The following is an 18085-nucleotide window of genomic DNA, read 5'->3' as shown; positions in this document are numbered from 1 at the left end:
TTAAACTTTCCGCATTTTGTTATGTCCCGTAATTAAATGATAACACGATAGACCATAACACTGAATGCAAACAACAGTTCTGCAGGAATGATTAACGAAGCCCCTCCAAAGGAAATAGACTCTGTTATTATCAGAGCCTAAAAAACATACCTATTCACGATTAACTCCACCAATTGTTCGACAGACGGTTCATTGGGCATCATATCCAATGTAAATCCATAGTCTTTAAGTCTATTTCCGGTACTTTCCCCGATTACCCCAATGGAGGCTTGATTTAGCAGCCCTTCAACATCCACGTCTGCCTTGTTCCCATATTGCATCAGCATATCAACAGAATGCCGATTCGAAAAAAGCACCGTTCCGACAGCTTTCCCGTCCAGCATTCTCGGAAGTATTTCAAGGAATCTTTCATCGACGAATTTATCGATTGATTGAAAATAGTCTCCGTCCCCATGGTCCGGATCTCTTTGATCTCTGTTTCGATCTCCGACAACCAACAGTGTTCCGGCTTCCGCCATCTCGGATTTGAGTTCTGCCATCAGTCCCCGTTGCTGTAAAGCCTTTTTTGATTTCCTTGATAACACATAAAGTTTCGAAGAAATCCGTCGGAAATCAATAGCATGTTCAGTGAGTGAATCCAAGAATCCATGGACACTTTCGGGGGAAGTGAAGAGTATTCGATCATACGAAAGAAAAGAGAGCAGCTGACTTTCTTCCATTTTCACTTTTGCCACATTCCATTTAGGAAACTCGATGACTTCGCCGCCAAGTTCATGCAGGGCTTCTGCCAAGGAACTCTTTGCCGTTCCGGTCCGGGCCACTAAAAACCGCTGTCCATATAGTGGCTTCTTTTCGAACCATTGCAGTTTGCCCCTTAGTGAAATGATATCCCCGACCAAGGTGATCGCAGGATTGCCAAGCGACCTTTCACTTACCCTTTCGACGATATCAGCCAAGGTCCCCTCGACACTTTCCTGACTTCCATATGTGCCCCATTGGATGACGAGTGCCGGCGTGTTCCCCGGCTTTCCATGATTGATCAAATTTTCACGGATATAAGGAAGATTGGCCACACCCATATAAAAGGCGACCGTATCTATACTTTTCACAAGCCCGTTCCAATCTATATCCTTCTTCGTTCGGTCATGGCCCGTCACCATCGCAAAGGAGCGTCCGAAATCCCGATGTGTGACGGGTACTCCTGCGTATATCGATGCAGCAATGCTGGACGTAACCCCCGGAATGACTTCGAATGGGATTCCCTCATCCTTCAACGATTCCGCTTCCTCCCCGACTCTTCCAAAAACGGCAGGGTCACCGCCTTTCAAACGGACGACCCGCTGCCCTGCCTGTGCTTTGGAAACAAGCAGCTCATTGATTTCCCCTTGACTGATGCCAGTAGTATAAGGTGTCTTGCCACAATATATCAATTCACACTTGAGGGTGGCAGCCTCCAACAGTTTGGGATTTAGCAATCTGTCATACAAAATGACGTCCGCTTTTTCAATCGCTTTTTGACCCTTTACGGTAATCAGGCCCATATCACCCGGACCTGCACCCACAAAATAGACCTTGCCATTGGCCATGCTGAACTCACCCCTATCTGCTTGCTATTCCCTGATAATATTTCACCAGCTCCACCATTGCACTGCCCATCCGTTGATCTTCAGGATAAATGACCCGCTCGATCCCTTCATCGATTACCACCTGCGCCGTTACCTTTCCGACCGCAAGAGCAATTACATCTGATGCAAACAGGTCGGCTATCTTATCCTCCACACCTTGTTCACGGACAAATCTCATTAAATTTCGCGGCTGCGGTGCACTCGTGAACACAACCGAATCGATTTTGCCTTCAAGGAGTTCTTGGATCAGCTGCTGCATCGTTTCCTTTTCGGGCGGTATATGTTCATATGGCAGGATTTCTTTATGCTCCACTTTTTGTTCATCCAACCAGTTCATCAAAAGTGGCGCCGGATCGCCGTGAAGCTGCAAAGCGACCTTTACACCTCCTGGCAGATGGCCTTCCAGATTGCGAACAAGCCCTGCCGTACTGCCATCATCATCACGGATTAATGGCTGCAGGCCAAGCTTTTTCAGCATATTCACCGTTTTATAGCCCCTAGCTGCAATTTTCATAGACTGCAAGGCTTCTACGAAACGATCTCCCGCTTCCATCTTCACGGCCGTTTTATATAATAATTCCGTCCCCACTCCCGTCGTGAGGATAATCCAATCGAACTCCCCTTCCATCAACCGGGTGACATCCTCTTCCAAATGGGAATCATCAAGGAATACCGTCCCCTGTGCCGGGCGAACGAGCGGGACTCCCCCAAGATTTTGAACGATTTTACTAAGTTCTTCCGTCTTCCTTGCTCCCAATAAAGCAACGGTCCTGCCATTAAGCTTACTCATCCATGCCCCTCCTATATGTACATTCAATTAAATCCATCTCACCCATTATACAAATTTTCAGTCTTTGAAACTATAAAAAACCAATTCCATATCAAAATCAACGCTTTTTCTTTCTTTTATCCTATATGAAATCAATCGAAAGATGAATTAGCAGCACCTTGCTTTTTTTAAGTCCCACCCTCGTAAGTTTCGGGCTTTTACTCGTGAGTTTGGAGCAAATACTCGTGAGTTTTCCAAGAAAGTAAAACTAATCTGGAGTTCACTCCAGGTTGTATACTGTGTTCATCATTTAAAAATAATTATGTAAGGGGATATAGTTTGCCTGAACACCGGCAATAAAAAAGCTGCCATCAGGACAGCGATTTACTTTTGTTAATTCTTGTTTAGTGCCCTTTGGGCAATATGTTTCTGTTCTTTTTTCACAAAAACATCATATTGAGTGGTTTCATAGCGATTTTGAAAGCTTTCAGAGCCTAAATTCATAGGCGTTTTCGTTTTGAATTGTATCCCTTCCCTTTCCAATTTCGCAACCGCCTTAAAATAATTTTCATTCCCGAATGCTGAATAAATACATGTCCAATATTTATAGGAAATTAGTTTGGCAGTTACTGCACATGCAATCACGAAGACTAGTATTCCAATCATTATATACACCATTTAGCTCCCTTTCATTTCGGACTTTTTTGAAAAGCCATCCTGTACACTATATTCTTTGCCATATATAACATTTCCTTTTTAAGTAAAAAAGGAGACCCCAGTTTCGGGTCTCCTTCTTCATATCTTCATTATTTTTCCGGCACGTTACATGAATCGTCCGTACAAGCGTCGCCTGTTGCTGGATCATTCACGATCGTAAGTGGATTTTCCTCAGCCCATACTTTTTTTAGCGTATCCAGGAACGCTTCTGTTGGCTGGGCACCAGAAATTCCATACTTGCGGTTAATGACGAAGAATGGCACTCCTGTAATACCAAGCAGGCTTCCTTCTTGCTCATTTCCCCTAACCTCAGCCGTGAATGCCGTTCCTGCCAGCATGGCCTCCGTCTCGGACTTTTCAAGGCCAACCTCTTCAGCCAAACTAGCCAATGTAGCGTGATCGCCAATATGTTTGCCTTCCGTAAAGTAAGCTTTAAATAGGCGTTCATTCATTTCTTTCTCTTTACCTTTTGATTCAGCAAAATGCATCAAGCGGTGGGCATCGAACGAATTCGTTAAGACCACTTTGTCCAAATGATAATCGAGTCCCAATTCTTTGGCCTGTTGAGTCAGGTTTTGGCTGTTTGCTTCCACCTGTGCTTGAGACATGCCGTATTTCTTGGCCAGCATTTCATTTTGAGTCATATTGATATCCCGTTCAGCTTCTGGGTTCAACTCAAAACTCCGAAATGAAACCTCTACCTGTTCTTTATTTTCAAACTGCTTTAACGCCTCTTCGAATCGACGCTTTCCTATATAACAGAACGGACATTGATAATCCGACCAAATTTCCACCTTCATGTAAATACCTCCTTATTTCAAATGCAATCGCATTAAGCACATTATATATTCCTAGGTATCCTCTTGCAAGGATATTACCCTAGACACTCATTTTCAAAATTGGTAAAGTCGACTTTTTTCATGAATTCTTCCAATGTATAGCCCTTTAGCAGGCGCAATGTTTCCTTTTCGGCTTCGTTCATGATCTCCTCCAAAGCCGTATCCAGCTGTTTCCCGACTTCACCGCATTCGCTCGTTTCCATACAAACAAGACATTCCGGCCGTACCGCTTGATACACATCGGCCAAAGTCAGCTGAGAGGCAGGCACCTTCAAGCTGTATCCGCCTTCCCGCCCTTCCTTTGTTTCGACGATCCCCTCAGCTGCAAGCTGAGCCATCACCCTTCTTAAAAAAGTGGCATGTGACTTCACCTTTAAAGCGATTGCCGAACTTGTCAGGAGCTTTTCGCTTTGTGCGAGCCAAACCAGAGAGTGAATGGCAATAGCGAACCGCGGCGGCCCAATTTGATTGTTTCGATTACCTGAAGACAAGATTATCCCCCCTTATACTCTTATCCATTGTAAGGCCATTATACTATGTTACGTTCTCTCGAACAAATAGGCCCCTTTGAATTAATAGGCACAAACATATAGTCTGAATAGTAGTTCTTTATTACAGGATAACTTCCATGAAGGAAAAATACCCCTATTTACTCGTCATCCTTGGGGCAATGCTTTGGGGAACGACCGGAACGGCCCAGTCATTCGCCCCCGATGGAGCCCATCCCATTGCAATAGGTGGTGCGCTGCTTGCGCTGGGGGCCGGAGCTTCATATACGGTATACAAACTGGTTAGTTAGGATTTTTTCGTAGCCCAGGTGAATCGTCAAAGAGATGATTCCGCATAAGAGCAATCCGACCCCGATCCATTACATGGGGACATTGATGAACCAGGAGCTGTCCTAAAGTGAAAAAAAGTCAGGATAATCTCCTGGCTTTTTTTCACTTTACTTACTATTGAATCAGCCTTTGAGTTTTACTAAGTAAAACAAAAACCAGACGGCATGGTTTTGTTCATCCGCGGCAGCACGCCGGAACGCCTTTCTAATGGTTCTATCAGCCGCACCATCTGCGACATCCTGATAAAAATCTACTGTTTCCTGTTCATCTTGAACGGCAAATTCCAATCCAGCTGCATAGGAGTCCGGGCATGGTTCCGTCACTTTAGGCTGTGGCTGCATCCCGGTCAAGCTGTTGTATATCCGGGTGAATGCTTGAAAATGTTTTATTTCATCTTCCCTTATTTCAATGATTTGTTTCCTCTGCTTTTCATCCGGCGCTAATGCTGCCAATTTCTCATAACACTGGATGGCACTGTACTCGCCATTTATCGCCTTTTCAAGCTGAATCAACATATCCTGCTGTCTGTTCCAATCACCTTCATACATATCATGCCCATACATGGCATAACCCCTCTCTGTTCTTTATCCCATATAGTATGAATAACAGAGAACCAGGTGCCCACCAAATAAATGTTTGCCTTCAAAAAATGAATTTGAAGATAACTCTCGCCGCCCACGTTTTCTGCCATTTGGCTGTGTAAATAAAAGAGGAATGGGATCTTATGATGGAATATATGGCTTTAAGGCCTTTTTACATGAAAAGGGTGTCTTCGTACAGGCAAAACACCCCTTTCGACACCAGTTGAAAATCCGGCAAACATCCTTTTGCCGGGTTTTCAACTTCTACTGAATGATTTGTACATTTTCATATAAATAAGCTTCTTCGGGTGCCTTTATTTTATTCGACTCTTTTAAATCGATCACCGGTACGGGTTCCCCTTTATAACTTCCTTTTTTTAATGTTCCTGTAATCGTATACCAATCATTCGTCTTCATTCCTTCCACATTCCCGTTTACCATATATCCGTATAACGTCGCATCGACCACACAGCAGGACATGGAGAGGCGGGAGATGGCCATTTGTTTTTTCGTAAATGTATCCTCACGGTATATGAACCCCGAAATCTCTATTTCCTTACCCTCTATCGTATCGAGGTTGTTCAGTAAATCATCCAGCACTTCAAAATAATTATCATCGGTTACGGAGATTTTCTCCCCATTCGCATGTTTCCCTGAATCATAAGAACTTACCATCTGTGCCTGCTGCTTCGCCATCCCTCTTTTCGCCAGCACTTCCCCGCTTAATGTAAAATCGGTCAAGGTGAAACCAAGAAGAATCGGAATGAAGAACAAACTATATTTCAGGACCAGTGCGGACGAGGAAGACTCCCCATTCGATCCGCACTCACAATGTTGTTCACCCTGTTTTTGTTTTTTCATTCGGAGAAGGCTGATCACTAAAAAAGCAAAAAGCGCTGCCAATGCATATGGAACCATTTTGGGTGCAATCAATTTCGTTAAATATCCTGAAACATACAATTTAAAGATCATGAGGCCAAGTCCAAGCAGCAGCAATCCTTCAAGTCTTTGGATAAAAAAACGTTTCATCAGAAGCCCCCCTTACTGATCAATCCGCCTGCAATCAGGCACAGGCTGAAGACGACTGCGAAAACAAGCAAGACATACGTGAAGACGAAGCTCCGTTTAAAACAGGACATCATGATCAAAACATTTTTCAAATCCAGCATGGGGCCAAATACAAGGAAACCCAGTATCGAGCCTGGCAGAAAACTATGGGAAAAGGAGGCCGCAACGAATGCATCTGCTGATGAACAGAGTGAAAGCACAAATGCAATTCCCATCATCAACGCCGTGCCTTTTATTGGCGCTTGACCAATATCGGCCATTACAGATCGATCCATGAACACTTGAAATACACTGGCAAACAAGGCCCCGATGATAAAGTATCTTCCGACCATAAAAAATTCCTGTGAAGTATGATCAATAAAGCTTGTCCATTTACGAGACTGACTATCATGTTCATGCCCATGTACCAGTTCCAGCTTGTCCTCTTTCACCACATCTTTAGTGCTGAATAAATGAATAAATAAACCTGCGATTATGGCCGTCAGGACACAAAGAATGATTCTTCCATATAGAATGGAAGGATTATTTTGGAACGCATAATAAGTTGAGCCGAACACGATGACATTCAATATTGGGGCTGTTACGAGCAAGACCACACCTGCATGGACCGGGACACCTTTTTGAATCAATCTCCGGACAACCGGGATGATTGCACATTCGCAAACCGGAATGATAAGCGCCGCCGCTATCGATGCAAAAATGGCGGTCAGGGGTCTTTTTGGTATCATCCGCTGAATGATTTCTTCACTGATGAACAGCTGGATGAACGATGAAGCAATGGCCCCGAGGAACAGGAAAGGAATCGATTCTAAAAACAATCCCAAAAACACGACGAATACAGAGTGAAGCATCGGGTAGCCCGAGAAATCAATCGCTTTGGGAATGAATACATCTCCTAGAAAAAAGAATGCCAGCAGCAAAAACAGCAGTATCACTAACAGCAAATTTCCCGTGTAGCGTTTCAAAAGCATATTTAACCACCTCGCAAATCATAATTATTACGATTTAAGTTTGGATTCGGTCTAGTATATGCTTTTGATAGGATGATCAGAACAAGAAAAAAGAGAATGGTAGACATTCCCCACCCTCATTTATTTCTTCGATATAAATCCCTGCTCTTGTAACCCTCTCCTAAAATCATTTTCATTTCCTGGCGCCGTTTCACTTGGGTCGACTCTTGTTTTGCACTATACACGTAACGGGCCCAATCCTTGCGATACCCTGGGGTAAGTGATTGATAGAACGCAAGCAAATCAGGAGAATCGTGTAAATCTTTCTCAATTTCAGAAATCATTTCGATATAATCATCTACTGATTGGCTTGCTTTGGTAGATGGACGGTTTCTATTTTTCGAATCTTCTTTCAGTCCGACTACCGTAAAAACATCATCCAACCCAACCATACGTGCAAACTTCAGGTCACTCGAGCCAACATAACCTTCATCATCCGCACCAAGGCCTTGCATCAGATCATCACGATGAATATATGTAGCATAACCCTTATTCCCCTTCTTGGGGTACGCCAAATAAATATAGCCGTTTTTACTCAAATGATTCTTCTCGATTACCTTATCCACGATTCCTTTTAAAGAACCCATATCCAATACAAAGGCAAATATAAGATCATAGGCACTTTCATTAAGCTCTGTATCGTAATCCGGCAGCTCTTTTAAATAATCCGCCCCGGCTGGCAGATTCAAGACTGCTACCCGTTCATATTTATGTAAATTCAGTTTTTCGACTATTGTTTTGCCCATTGGCATTCACCATCCCAGTTCATTTTGTCTCTCTTCAGTTTATAAGCACCCCATTGCGTTAGCAACTTTCCTTATTCAAGAGAAAAAGGACGGGAAATAATGCTCCCGCCCTTTTTAAATATATTGGCTCATGCCCTTAGAAAAAAATCAATTCCAGTGCCCAGCTACCTCGAGTTTCCTTTTTCCTTTGAAAGCAAGGATAATCAAAGCTAAATTGATGATTAACATGATAGCGATCGCATAGAGTACGGATGTATAGCTACCTGTGAATTCAAAGATATAACCGTATCCCGGTAAAGCGACAATACCAGCGACAGCTAAACCTACCACAGCAGAAGCATAGATTTCACTGTATTCTTTATTGCCGAACAAAGCAGTTGTCAGCAGCGGTCCTAATGTGCCGATAGATGCAACTACAAATCCATAGATAGCAATGGCCAATGTAAACATTGCTGAATTTTCCGGAACGGCTAAAAGGATTACAATTGGAACCAAACCTATTATCATCGCAAAGAGTGCTGTGTTTTTCGCTCCAATTTTATCCGAAAGAACACCGAAGGCTAAAGCACCTAATAACACACCAACCGACCAGCCTCCCATTGCATTACCCGCAAATGTAACATCATAGCCCAAGCCCATCGCAAATGGTGCAACATGCTGACCAAAGCTTCCTATTGCCGTTATAAAGAAGAAAAATAGGAGCAATGCATAAAATGCAGAGGATTTTCTTGCTACTGCTGCTGTAACCCCTTTATTAGTAACTGCTTTAGGAATTGCCTTTTCATCACTTTCAGATTCGTCTTCCCCAAGCCGCTGCATACCTTTTTGCTGTGGGGCCATCCTGATCGTTAAAAGTACGATTGGTATTACGATTGCCATCACCAATACACCTAAAATGATATACGTATTTCTCCAGCCTTGGCTATCTATTAAATTACCTGCCATTGGTTGAAGGATTGCCCCGAATAACCCGCCTGAAGCCACCATGATTCCCATCGCCAGGCCATTATGCTTTTTAAACCAATTATTGATCAATACTGGCCCAGCCATTTGGCAGACAAAAATTGATCCAATTGACATAGGGATACAGAACAAGTACCAGCCCCATACGGAATTCATTAAACCAAACATAGCAAATGATCCTGCTTGTAAAATAACTCCTATTACCAATATTGTTCTAATATCATATTTCGCCATCATTTTCCCTGCAATCGGCAGAAAAATCATGGTGACGATTGATGAAATGCTGAAGTACAAGGATAAGCTTCCCATCCCGATGCCCAAATCCTCTGACACAGGTGTCAAAAACAATCCGCCTGCAGTCATAATGCCGCCTTTGGCAATACCGACCATAATAGCCAATCCAGCTAATAGCCACCAAGCAAAGTGAATTTTTTTCTTTTCACTCATTGATGTTTCCCCCTAAGCTCTCGTATTGCATCAAAATCCCCGCAGTAAAAGCCAGTAGCGTCATCGATTTGAAATAACACTACTGGTTATTAATGGACATTATCTTAACTCCATATATCCAATTATTGTTTATTCATCAAAAACACCCAGCTAGCATCCGCTTAACGTAGTTTAATGGAACCGCCATCCACCATGATTGTTTGACCAGTAATATAATCAGAATCCTCACTTGCCAAGAATACAGCTGTACGTCCGATGTCACTTTCAAGCTCACCAAGTCTTCTTAGCGGAATTTTCGCAAGCATGTTTTGATAATATTCTGGCTGCTCCTCTGCCCATTGAAGCATGCCTGGTGATTTGGCAATCGGGGCAATGATATTTACATTGATGCCGAATGGACCGAATTCATTTGCTGCAACACGGGTAATTCCACGGATTGCTTCTTTTGCTGCTGCATACGTACCTTGATTGACATCACCATTAATCCCGGCACCTGATGCAAAGTTAATGATTTTACCCTGTGTTTCTTTTAAGTATGGCAATGCAGCTTGCATGAAGTAGAAGGTTGGATAGAATCCGGTATTAAAGGATAAATCCAATTCTTTTTGTGTTGTGTCAGCAATGGAAGCCATTCTTGAAGCGTGTGCATTATTTACCAAGATATCAATTTTCCCGAATTTATCAGCCACTTCTTTAACGATCGAAGCCAATTTGTCATGCTCTGCAAGATTAGCTTGAATGAAAATGGATTCCGGTTGATATTCTTGTAATTCTTTTATGGTTTGGTTCCCAAGCTCTTCATTTAAATCGATGATCGCCACTTTTGCTCCTTCTTTAACGAAAGCCATGGCCATACCTTTACCAATACCGCCAGCTGCCCCAGTGATGATAGCGGTTTTCCCTTGAAGTCTACTCATTTTTCTATCCCCTTTTAATACATGTATTTTTTGAAATGCAATGAACTGCTTCTCTATGCATATATCAAGCTTTTATATCAGTATCGTGAATATGCACATTAGCATGAACCAATAATATAAAACGTTGACTTGTAAGTCAATCAAAAAGTTGACTGATGAGTCAATCAAAAAAGTATTCGCTGAAAAACGAGGATAACCTCCCTTTTCTATCGAATATGTTAGTGAATGTTAAAAAGCCCCATCACTATTTTTTTTGATAAACTTATATGGTAGAGTGTTTATGGACAGAAAAATTTCCTACCGGTCGTTTTTTTAAAATTACCCATGTGCATCAGCGATGAAATATTATTCAGCAAGTGAGGAATCAACGATGGCTCCAAAAAATGATGAACAATTTAAGATAATCCGAGATCAACGCTATGAAGAAATCAGCAGTGCTGCACTGAAGATTTTCGCACGCAAGGGCTTTGCTGCAACAAAAATCAGTGATATTACTTCATCCGTGAATTTAAGTCATGGACTGTTTTACCATTACTTCAAATCTAAAGAGAATATTTATGTTTCCATTATCATGAACGTAATGGATATGTTTATTGAAACAGTGAATGAAGCGGAAAATAGAAAAGGCACACCTTGGGATCAACTGGTTTGGTTCACTGAACTTACTTTTTCCGGTTCACCAGAGGAAGCCTTGGACCGCCGTGTTCTTGTTATTGAAGCCCAACATTCCGACACGCTCCCTGATGAGATTAAACAAGAATTGAATCAAAAATACGCCACAGCCATGAGAGGGATTGCCCGTATTATCAGTAAAGGACAGCAGGATGGAATTTTTGTGGATGGTGACCCGTTGGAACTGGCCATTTACTTCATTTCACTTAATCAAGGACTTTTATTATGGAATTCAAAAGATATCCATCCCATTAAGGTTTCCGTTAACCAAGTAATGCGTCAATTACAGGCATAAACTTAAGTAATGTGCATAGGCATTAGGGTATCAACACTCCTGAAAAAATGATTCTCATAGAAATGCAGACCTGACTTTTGATCTGTATTTCTACCTCAAATCAAAACATTATAAATACCGATAAACAATGTCTTTTCGTTGTACTATAAGAAATCTTTTAACACTCTTTTTAAAATAGAAAACCTGCTTAAAAGCATAGTCTCACACTCCTTCAATCATCATGAATCCACTTTAAATCAGGTGTTTTTTCCGTAGTTTTTATGCATTCTTTATGCAATCAGATATCCCTTTGTTTTTTCTTATATCAAAAAATTCAGTGATGCTTTCATATGGGGGTGTCACAAAAGGGGAGTTCTCATGAATTTTATCGAGTATGATTTGCTATTTGAATCAAGAAAACAGTTAATAGAGGAAATTACGGAGTTGGATGAAAAAATGCTCCACCATAGGCCTGTGCCTGAAGTATGGAACATCGCCCAAATTTGCCATCATTTATATCTTACGGAACAGGTTTTTACAGAAGTTATAGCAAATGGCATTCGGGAAAGGGATTTTAATAATATCATTCAAAAAAACATTTACTTCGTTACTGATAGAACAAGGAAATTCTCATCCCCTGAGGTCATTTCACCCTCTTCAACCCCTTTTCAATTATCGAGCCTTATGGATTTGCTGGCAGAATCAAGAGATCGATTATTACAGGTTCTTTATGATATGGATTCAGATATCTTGTTGAACAGAAAGAAAGCCAAGCATCCCCTGTTCGGGGACCTCTCATTGGATCAATGGATAGAATTATTATCCTTACATGAACAAAGGCATATCAAACAGATACAAGAAATAAAGTCCTCCCTTATATAAGCCATTCAATGACTCCATTAGTAATCAGCCGGGTACAGCATTTAAGTCGATTTCCAATAAATAAAGAGACCACTTCATTTTGTGGTCTTCTTTCATGCTTACTATGAAACGAACGTGACTGTCAGGGGCTGCACCAAATTGTTTGATAGGCATAACCCATATTTAACCATTCCGATATCAAGATGATACTTTTAGTTTCCTTTTGATTTGTGTTGCGAAGATTTCAAGACAGATTGCAATTATCAGGATAAAATAAGTGATTGCTCCAATTTCACTCAAGTCAAAGTAAAATCCACTTGCCATGAACATATCGAAGCCGATTCCTCCTGCGCCTGCCGCTGCGCCCATTGCAACCGCCACTGCAAAATTGATTTCAAAGCGCATGAAGGTCCAGGAAATGATATAAGTGATCGAAGATGGAATGATGACTTGAAACACGATCTGCCACCAATTCGCACCGCTTGCTTGCAGGGCTTCTATAGCACCTTTATCAATTTCCTCGAAGGATTCCGAGTAGGCCTTTACAAGGTAACTTATGGAGTGAAACGTCATCCCTATAACTGCCGCTACACTGCCCAACCCTGCTGCGACTGCAAAGATGAGGACCCATAACACGGTAGGTACGGCTCTAATCAGGGCAACCGATCCCTTTATGATCACCGATAATGGCTTGGACGAGATATTTCCAGCCGCTAAAAGTCCCAACATCAGGGCAATGATTGCACCAAATATTGTCGTCAAGAAGGCTAAACCTAATGTAATCGACACCTGATAAAGCGCTTGAGTAAAGGTAAAGTGCTTCAGATGCGGCTCAAAAAACATGGTCTTCAAATTGTCGACGGTCAATAATAGCGCGTCCCACAGTTTAACATCCTTATAATCAAAACTGGCAAAAGCGTATATGGTCAAAACTGCTAGTAGCAGCACACACAACCTAATGGCGATTGAAGATTTCGAGAAGGGCTTTTTGGATAGCCGTTCAAGTAGCATTTTATCTAAATCCTGGCCAGTAGGAGAAGGAAATGGTTTGATTGGACCCTCTGCCTGCATTATAAAATCACCCTCCTCACATAATTTGAGATCAATTCAATAGATAATATCGAAATGATGATCGTAATGACGACAAGACCGGCAATGTCATAACTCAAGTTTTTATAATAAAGATTAAACGTAAAACCAATACCCGATCCTGTAAGCAGTCCGACCAATGTTGCATTCCTGATATTCGTTTCAATCATAAAAAGTACCCAGCTGATCATTTGCGGAATGGTTGAAGGTATAACAGACTGCGAAATGACGGTTAGATAACTTGCGCCGGTTGTCTGCAAAGCCTCTACGGAACTGCAGCTCACTTCATCGATCGTTTCAATAAAAGCCCTTGTTAAAAAACCGAAAGATCCGAAAAACAAGGCAAAATAACCGGTCAAGGAACTTTGTCCAAATGAAAATAACAGAACCAACGCCCATATTGAGACATCAATATTCCTAAATAAAACTGCTATCCCACGGCTAAAACCTCCGAAAAAGGCATTCACCCTTGTCGTATTGGAACCCAATATCGCAAATACAAAGGCCAATATTCCCGCTAATGTGGTTGCAGCAACGGATATTAAAAGTGTTTCTTTCAGCTTTATCAAAATGTCCGGGAGTTTGGTAAGGGAATCCTTTGTTGGATAAAAATTCGATAACGACCATTGTATGGCCTTAGGAACGGAAGTAACCCCTTTTGCGATGCTGAATTCGGTAATGATGATGGAAACAGCCGTCGCAACCCCAATGAGCAAAAACAATACAAGTGAATTTCTTCTCTTTTTTGCAAAAACATCAGCCGACATGGGAACCTCCCAAATCAAAAATCAACTTTCCTTCATCCGATCCATAAATCTGATGGATATCATTTGAGGTTATATTTTGAGTTGTGCCATTGAAAACAACTTTGCCGCCATTCACACCGATAATTCGATCCGAATATTTCAGGGCCACATCGACTTGATGCAGGTTGACAACAACTGTGATTCCCATGGAAGAGCAGATATTCCTTAAATGATCCATGATCACCTTGGAAGAATTCGGGTCAAGAGAGGCAATCGGTTCATCGCACAATAGCAATTTAGGATTTTGGATAAGCGCCCGCGCTATACCAACCCGTTGTTTTTGGCCTCCGCTCAACTGATCGGACCTTTTATAGATTAGATCTTCCAGACCGAGAATTTGGAGAACTTTAGCAGCCTGAAGTTTCTCCTCTTCACTATAAAGGCCAAGGATTCCAGCCAGTGTAGATTTATAGCCTAAACGTCCATGGAGGGTATTTTCAATCACACTTAATCTATTTACAAGATTGTAATGTTGAAAAACCATCCCTATTTTCCTGCGTACTTTCTTTAACTCCCTTTTATTCACCTTGTATACATGATCATTATCAAAAATGATTTCTCCGCTGGAAGCATCGATCATTCTATTGATGCATCGAAGGAGAGTTGATTTCCCTGCACCGGATGGCCCTATAATCGAAACGAACTCTCCTTCTTTCACAGTGAAGTCAATATTGGATAACGCCTTTGTACCATTTCCAAAATGTTTTGAGACATTTTTCACTTCCAATAATGTTTTCATGTATGATCCTCCCACATTGTATTGCCTTTATTTAGATAATTCCCGAATTGGATTGAACCAGTCATCCTCAACTTCTACCAATCTTTCTTTTCCGCTCACCCTTTTAAATAGCCCTGATAACTTAGAGTCTTCTGGTATAAAAACTTTCTCGTTATTTTCCATTTCATCAGAAATCAACGTTTCAAGGATTTTTTCACGTGTTTCCTCACTGACTAATTCCGTGTTAACAACGAAAGGTGCATTCAAAACTGGTGTCACTGAAATGAGTGAGAATGTCTTATCTACAACTGTGTTAAAGGGTTCAGCTGCACCCTTCTTTACCTTATACACGGCACCTGCTTTATTCTCTTCCCCATCAGCCAGCTCCACATAATTATTGACACATGTGTCACAAAAAGCTGCCACGTCCGCTTTCCCGGTCAAAAGATTTACAGCGGATCCTTGGTGTGAACCGCCATAAAGCACTTCACTGAAGAATTTATCTTTCCCGCCTTCCAATAAATCCTCGGCCTTTAATTCCTTAAACTTATCTTGCTTCGAGAAATAATCAACGATTCCTGTGGAAGGAACTTTGAAGCCAGATGTAGAGCTATTTGATACGAAAGAGAACTTTTTCCCTTGGATACCGTCTATCTTATATTCGTCGTTAGTTTTATAGTCATCTGCATTTTGAACAGCCAGCCAGCTATTATAGACTGCATCATCCAACGTACCTGATTCACCGCTTGGAACAACTAGAGGTTGAACACTATCATTTTTGTTGTTTGCTTCAATATATCCTTGTGCTCCCAGGAATGCCATATCTGCGTTTCCATTAGCAATTGCCTCGATTGCAATGTTATAATCCGTAGTGGTCTTATGTTCGACTTTCTTTCCTGTGGCATCTTCTAAGATCTTCCCGATTTCATCGCGGGCTTCCCCTAAATCTTCCCCTGATTCATTTGGCAGCCATGCTATGGTTAATGTATCATCTTCATTTGCACCTGTTGAACTACTAGAAGAGCAGCCTGTGAATACCAGCAAACTAACTAACATCAATATGGACATCATCGATTTTTTCACGTTAAATCTCCCCTCCATTTTATACAGTCTTTTCTTATTTCAGTCACTTCCCATATAACAATACCGGTACAATACTAACCTGCCGTTAAGGAGGCTGAATATTCAGTAAAATTTGTGTGAATTCATCATTAAACTTTTTGAATAGCATGATTAAAACATCCATCCTGCATGCTATATTCCTTAGTTACTAACCGATTCATGAACTCCAAGTCATGAAAAATGCCCAGCATTGTCGTTCCTTCGTTCATTAGCTGTTCAAGGAGGGTTTTCACCTTCACTTTAGAATCGTGATCCAAACTTGCAGTCGGTTCATCCAACAGAAGGAGCCGCGGCCTTTTCACCATCGCTCTTGCTATATTTAACCTTAGCTTCTCTCCTCCTGAAAAAGTAGCAGGGTAACTGTCCCAAAGCTCTTTTCCTATTTCAAAGTGATTAAAGATTTTTTCTGTTTCGGTATTGGCCATTTCCCTGGTTTGTCCCATTTCAAGGATGGCCCCGGTAACGAGCTGCCTTGCTGTCGTTCTTGGCATGACATTTAAAAATTGGGATACATAACCTATCTCATGCTTACGCATGTAAATCATTTCCCTTTCCGTTGCTTTTGCCAGATTGATCGCACCATAGTGGGAAGAATCATACCAGATGTCTCCCACTTGAACCCGATAAGTACCGTAAACCGATTTTAGGATTGTTGATTTGCCGCTGCCGCTCTTGCCTGTAATGCCAATGAATTCGCCTTTTTTCACTTTGATCGTAATGTTGCTGACCGCATGGATATTCTTGCGTTGATTATGTAAAATAAAAGACTTGGATAAATTATTGATCTCCAATATGTTCTCCACTTTGCCACCCGCTTTCTAGAATTTATATCCTGTAATTCGTTTTTTGAATCAATTTTCCATCTACAATCACGGTTGTTATCACAGGGAAATCACCAGAAATTTTTTCAATAATAAGTATGTCAGCCTTTTTCCCTTCGTGAATCGATCCAATTTCGTCCTCCATCTTGACTGCCTTTGCAGGATTTAACGTAACTAGCTTAAACATATCGACAAGATCCATTCCATGGTTTTCGACTAATTCAAACATTGAATGCAGAAGGGCTGCAGGGTAATAATCACTGCATAATATGTCTATGCTTCCATCCTGAATGGCTTCAGTGGCACTTAAGTTCCCGCTGTGAGAACCTCCCAAAAGCACATTTGGTGCACCGGCTATAGTATACATCCCCATATCATGGGCCTTACGGGCAATCTCAAGTGTGATTGGAAATTCACTTATACTCGTTCCAAAGCTGTGAACCAATTCAAGCTTCTCTATTGAATCATCATCATGTGAGGCAACTGCAATATTGTTTTCCCTTGCCAGCAGTGCGATTTCCTTCATTCTTTCAATCGTCAGCTTTTCCTTCACTTGATGAGTCCGGATCATGACATCAATGGCTTCATCACTATAATCGTTATACCCTCTTAAAGTGTTTCGATAAATCTCTAGATGCCGATACTGCCCTTGTCCTGGAGTGTGGTCCATGAATGAAACCAGATGCACTTTCTTTTCCGTAACATATTCTCTTAGACTATCAATATCTTCCAAATTATCGATTTCATAACGGGCATGAAACCGATGACGTACTAGGTGCTTCATCTTATGTGTTTGATCAATTAAGTCAATAAGCTTCCTAACATTCTCAGGCTCCCGAATTGGCTTATATGCGTATTCAGTGGATTTATAGAGCGACAGTGAGTGGAACATGGTCGTGATCCCGTGCGTAATCAGTTCCTTTTCCGTTTCTCTTAAGCTCAAATTAAAATTCATTAAAGAAGTCGGGCGCGGCGCAGTCATATGTTCAATATAATCGGAATGGAGATCAATAAAACCGGGTGAAACATATCCGCCCATAGCGTCCAGCACTTCCATCCCAGGACTTCTTTCGATTTCTCCCACAGGTGCAATCCGGCAAATTCTATCATCCTTAATTAAGAGATCATGGTCCACCAGGATCGAGTCTTCCGTTATTATCTTTCCATTTTTAATCAGCAACAATGTCTCTTCCCCCATTTT

20 protein-coding genes and 1 pseudogene are annotated in these 18085 nt (G+C 41.6%); 4 read left to right on the top strand and 17 right to left on the bottom strand.

The genetic code is table 11. The annotated features are described in order from the left end of the window. Nucleotides 1–137: 137 nt before the first annotated feature. From cobA to ACWF5P_RS02255, 5 genes are all read right to left on the bottom strand, one after another. The gene (cobA, locus tag ACWF5P_RS02275) at nucleotides 138–1586 is read right to left on the bottom strand and encodes a uroporphyrinogen-III C-methyltransferase (RefSeq protein WP_452444547.1); all 1449 of its coding nucleotides are present in this window, start codon (nucleotides 1584–1586) and stop codon (nucleotides 138–140) included. Between the two features lie 13 nt (nucleotides 1587–1599). Further along, the gene (locus tag ACWF5P_RS02270) at nucleotides 1600–2415 is read right to left on the bottom strand and encodes a uroporphyrinogen-III synthase (protein WP_101222990.1); all 816 of its coding nucleotides are present in this window, start codon (nucleotides 2413–2415) and stop codon (nucleotides 1600–1602) included. Between the two features lie 372 nt (nucleotides 2416–2787). Continuing rightward, nucleotides 2788–3069 carry a hypothetical protein gene (locus tag ACWF5P_RS02265; protein WP_452444546.1) on the bottom strand — a complete coding sequence of 94 codons (282 nt, stop codon included), beginning with the start codon at nucleotides 3067–3069 and terminating at the stop codon, nucleotides 2788–2790. A gap of 131 nt (nucleotides 3070–3200) precedes the next feature. Then, the gene (locus tag ACWF5P_RS02260; protein ID WP_101222992.1) at nucleotides 3201–3911 is read right to left on the bottom strand and encodes a DsbA family oxidoreductase; all 711 of its coding nucleotides are present in this window, start codon (nucleotides 3909–3911) and stop codon (nucleotides 3201–3203) included. 74 nt (nucleotides 3912–3985) lie between these two features. After that, complete coding sequence (locus ACWF5P_RS02255; RefSeq protein WP_101222993.1) at nucleotides 3986–4441, bottom strand: RrF2 family transcriptional regulator; 456 nt, start codon at nucleotides 4439–4441, stop codon at nucleotides 3986–3988. Nucleotides 4442–4578: 137 nt separating this feature from the next. Between ACWF5P_RS02255 and ACWF5P_RS02250 the strand changes: the two genes are divergently transcribed. After that, nucleotides 4579–4749 (top strand): hypothetical protein, encoded by a 171-nt coding sequence (locus tag ACWF5P_RS02250; RefSeq protein ID WP_452444545.1) that lies wholly within the window; start codon nucleotides 4579–4581, stop codon nucleotides 4747–4749. A gap of 162 nt (nucleotides 4750–4911) precedes the next feature. On the opposite strand, the gene ACWF5P_RS02245 is transcribed toward ACWF5P_RS02250, so the two are convergent. Next, entirely contained in the window at nucleotides 4912–5352 is a 441-nt protein-coding gene (locus ACWF5P_RS02245; RefSeq protein WP_230176719.1) for a ferritin-like domain-containing protein, read from the bottom strand. 121 nt (nucleotides 5353–5473) lie between these two features. Between ACWF5P_RS02245 and ACWF5P_RS02240 the strand changes: the two are divergent. Further along, nucleotides 5474–5572, top strand: a pseudogene (locus ACWF5P_RS02240) (hypothetical protein); the annotation flags it as partial. 62 nt (nucleotides 5573–5634) lie between these two features. Here ACWF5P_RS02240 and ACWF5P_RS02235 read toward each other — a convergent pair. The 5 genes from ACWF5P_RS02235 to ACWF5P_RS02215 all read right to left on the bottom strand — a co-directional run bounded on the left by ACWF5P_RS02235 (nucleotide 5635) and on the right by ACWF5P_RS02215 (nucleotide 10521). Then, the gene (locus tag ACWF5P_RS02235) at nucleotides 5635–6399 is read right to left on the bottom strand and encodes a TIGR03943 family putative permease subunit (protein WP_434167569.1); all 765 of its coding nucleotides are present in this window, start codon (nucleotides 6397–6399) and stop codon (nucleotides 5635–5637) included. Continuing rightward, nucleotides 6399–7409 carry a permease gene (locus tag ACWF5P_RS02230; RefSeq protein ID WP_452444544.1) on the bottom strand — a complete coding sequence of 337 codons (1011 nt, stop codon included), beginning with the start codon at nucleotides 7407–7409 and terminating at the stop codon, nucleotides 6399–6401. Before ACWF5P_RS02230 ends, ACWF5P_RS02235 begins: the two co-directional genes overlap by 1 nt. 116 nt (nucleotides 7410–7525) lie before the next feature. Then, complete coding sequence (locus ACWF5P_RS02225) at nucleotides 7526–8194, bottom strand: YdeI/OmpD-associated family protein (RefSeq protein ID WP_452444543.1); 669 nt, start codon at nucleotides 8192–8194, stop codon at nucleotides 7526–7528. Between the two features lie 147 nt (nucleotides 8195–8341). Beyond that, complete coding sequence (locus ACWF5P_RS02220; protein ID WP_452444542.1) at nucleotides 8342–9604, bottom strand: MFS transporter; 1263 nt, start codon at nucleotides 9602–9604, stop codon at nucleotides 8342–8344. Nucleotides 9605–9765: 161 nt separating this feature from the next. Next, complete coding sequence (locus tag ACWF5P_RS02215) at nucleotides 9766–10521, bottom strand: SDR family NAD(P)-dependent oxidoreductase (RefSeq protein WP_101222999.1); 756 nt, start codon at nucleotides 10519–10521, stop codon at nucleotides 9766–9768. Between the two features lie 370 nt (nucleotides 10522–10891). Between ACWF5P_RS02215 and ACWF5P_RS02210 the strand changes: the two genes are divergently transcribed. After that, nucleotides 10892–11488 carry a TetR/AcrR family transcriptional regulator gene (locus tag ACWF5P_RS02210; RefSeq protein ID WP_157831023.1) on the top strand — a complete coding sequence of 199 codons (597 nt, stop codon included), beginning with the start codon at nucleotides 10892–10894 and terminating at the stop codon, nucleotides 11486–11488. Between the two features lie 357 nt (nucleotides 11489–11845). Next, nucleotides 11846–12349, top strand: a complete 504-nt coding sequence (locus ACWF5P_RS02205) for a DinB family protein (RefSeq protein WP_137018093.1) — start codon at nucleotides 11846–11848, stop codon at nucleotides 12347–12349. Between the two features lie 177 nt (nucleotides 12350–12526). Here the strand turns inward: ACWF5P_RS02205 and ACWF5P_RS02200 are convergent, their stop codons facing one another. The 6 genes from ACWF5P_RS02200 to phnM all read right to left on the bottom strand — a co-directional run bounded on the left by ACWF5P_RS02200 (nucleotide 12527) and on the right by phnM (nucleotide 18067). After that, nucleotides 12527–13339, bottom strand: a complete 813-nt coding sequence (locus tag ACWF5P_RS02200; RefSeq protein ID WP_434169710.1) for an ABC transporter permease subunit — start codon at nucleotides 13337–13339, stop codon at nucleotides 12527–12529. A gap of 59 nt (nucleotides 13340–13398) precedes the next feature. Beyond that, the gene (locus ACWF5P_RS02195) at nucleotides 13399–14184 is read right to left on the bottom strand and encodes a PhnE/PtxC family ABC transporter permease (RefSeq protein WP_452444541.1); all 786 of its coding nucleotides are present in this window, start codon (nucleotides 14182–14184) and stop codon (nucleotides 13399–13401) included. Beyond that, complete coding sequence (gene phnC / locus ACWF5P_RS02190) at nucleotides 14174–14962, bottom strand: phosphonate ABC transporter ATP-binding protein (protein WP_101223003.1); 789 nt, start codon at nucleotides 14960–14962, stop codon at nucleotides 14174–14176. Before phnC ends, ACWF5P_RS02195 begins: the two co-directional genes overlap by 11 nt. A gap of 27 nt (nucleotides 14963–14989) precedes the next feature. Further along, on the bottom strand, nucleotides 14990–16024 hold the full coding sequence (gene phnD, locus ACWF5P_RS02185; RefSeq protein ID WP_452444540.1) for a phosphate/phosphite/phosphonate ABC transporter substrate-binding protein: 1035 nt from the start codon (nucleotides 16022–16024) through the stop codon (nucleotides 14990–14992). 128 nt (nucleotides 16025–16152) lie between these two features. After that, the gene (locus tag ACWF5P_RS02180; RefSeq protein WP_434167574.1) at nucleotides 16153–16866 is read right to left on the bottom strand and encodes a phosphonate C-P lyase system protein PhnL; all 714 of its coding nucleotides are present in this window, start codon (nucleotides 16864–16866) and stop codon (nucleotides 16153–16155) included. A 22-nt stretch (nucleotides 16867–16888) separates the two neighbouring features. Beyond that, nucleotides 16889–18067 carry a phosphonate metabolism protein PhnM gene (gene phnM / locus ACWF5P_RS02175; protein WP_434167575.1) on the bottom strand — a complete coding sequence of 393 codons (1179 nt, stop codon included), beginning with the start codon at nucleotides 18065–18067 and terminating at the stop codon, nucleotides 16889–16891. Between the last annotated feature and the right edge of the window lie 18 nt (nucleotides 18068–18085).

The sequence above is a fragment of the Peribacillus sp. NPDC055009 genome, assembly GCF_053608705.1.
The sequence above is the reverse complement of the archived record's forward strand: the minus strand, read 5'-3'. Positions and strand labels throughout refer to the sequence as shown.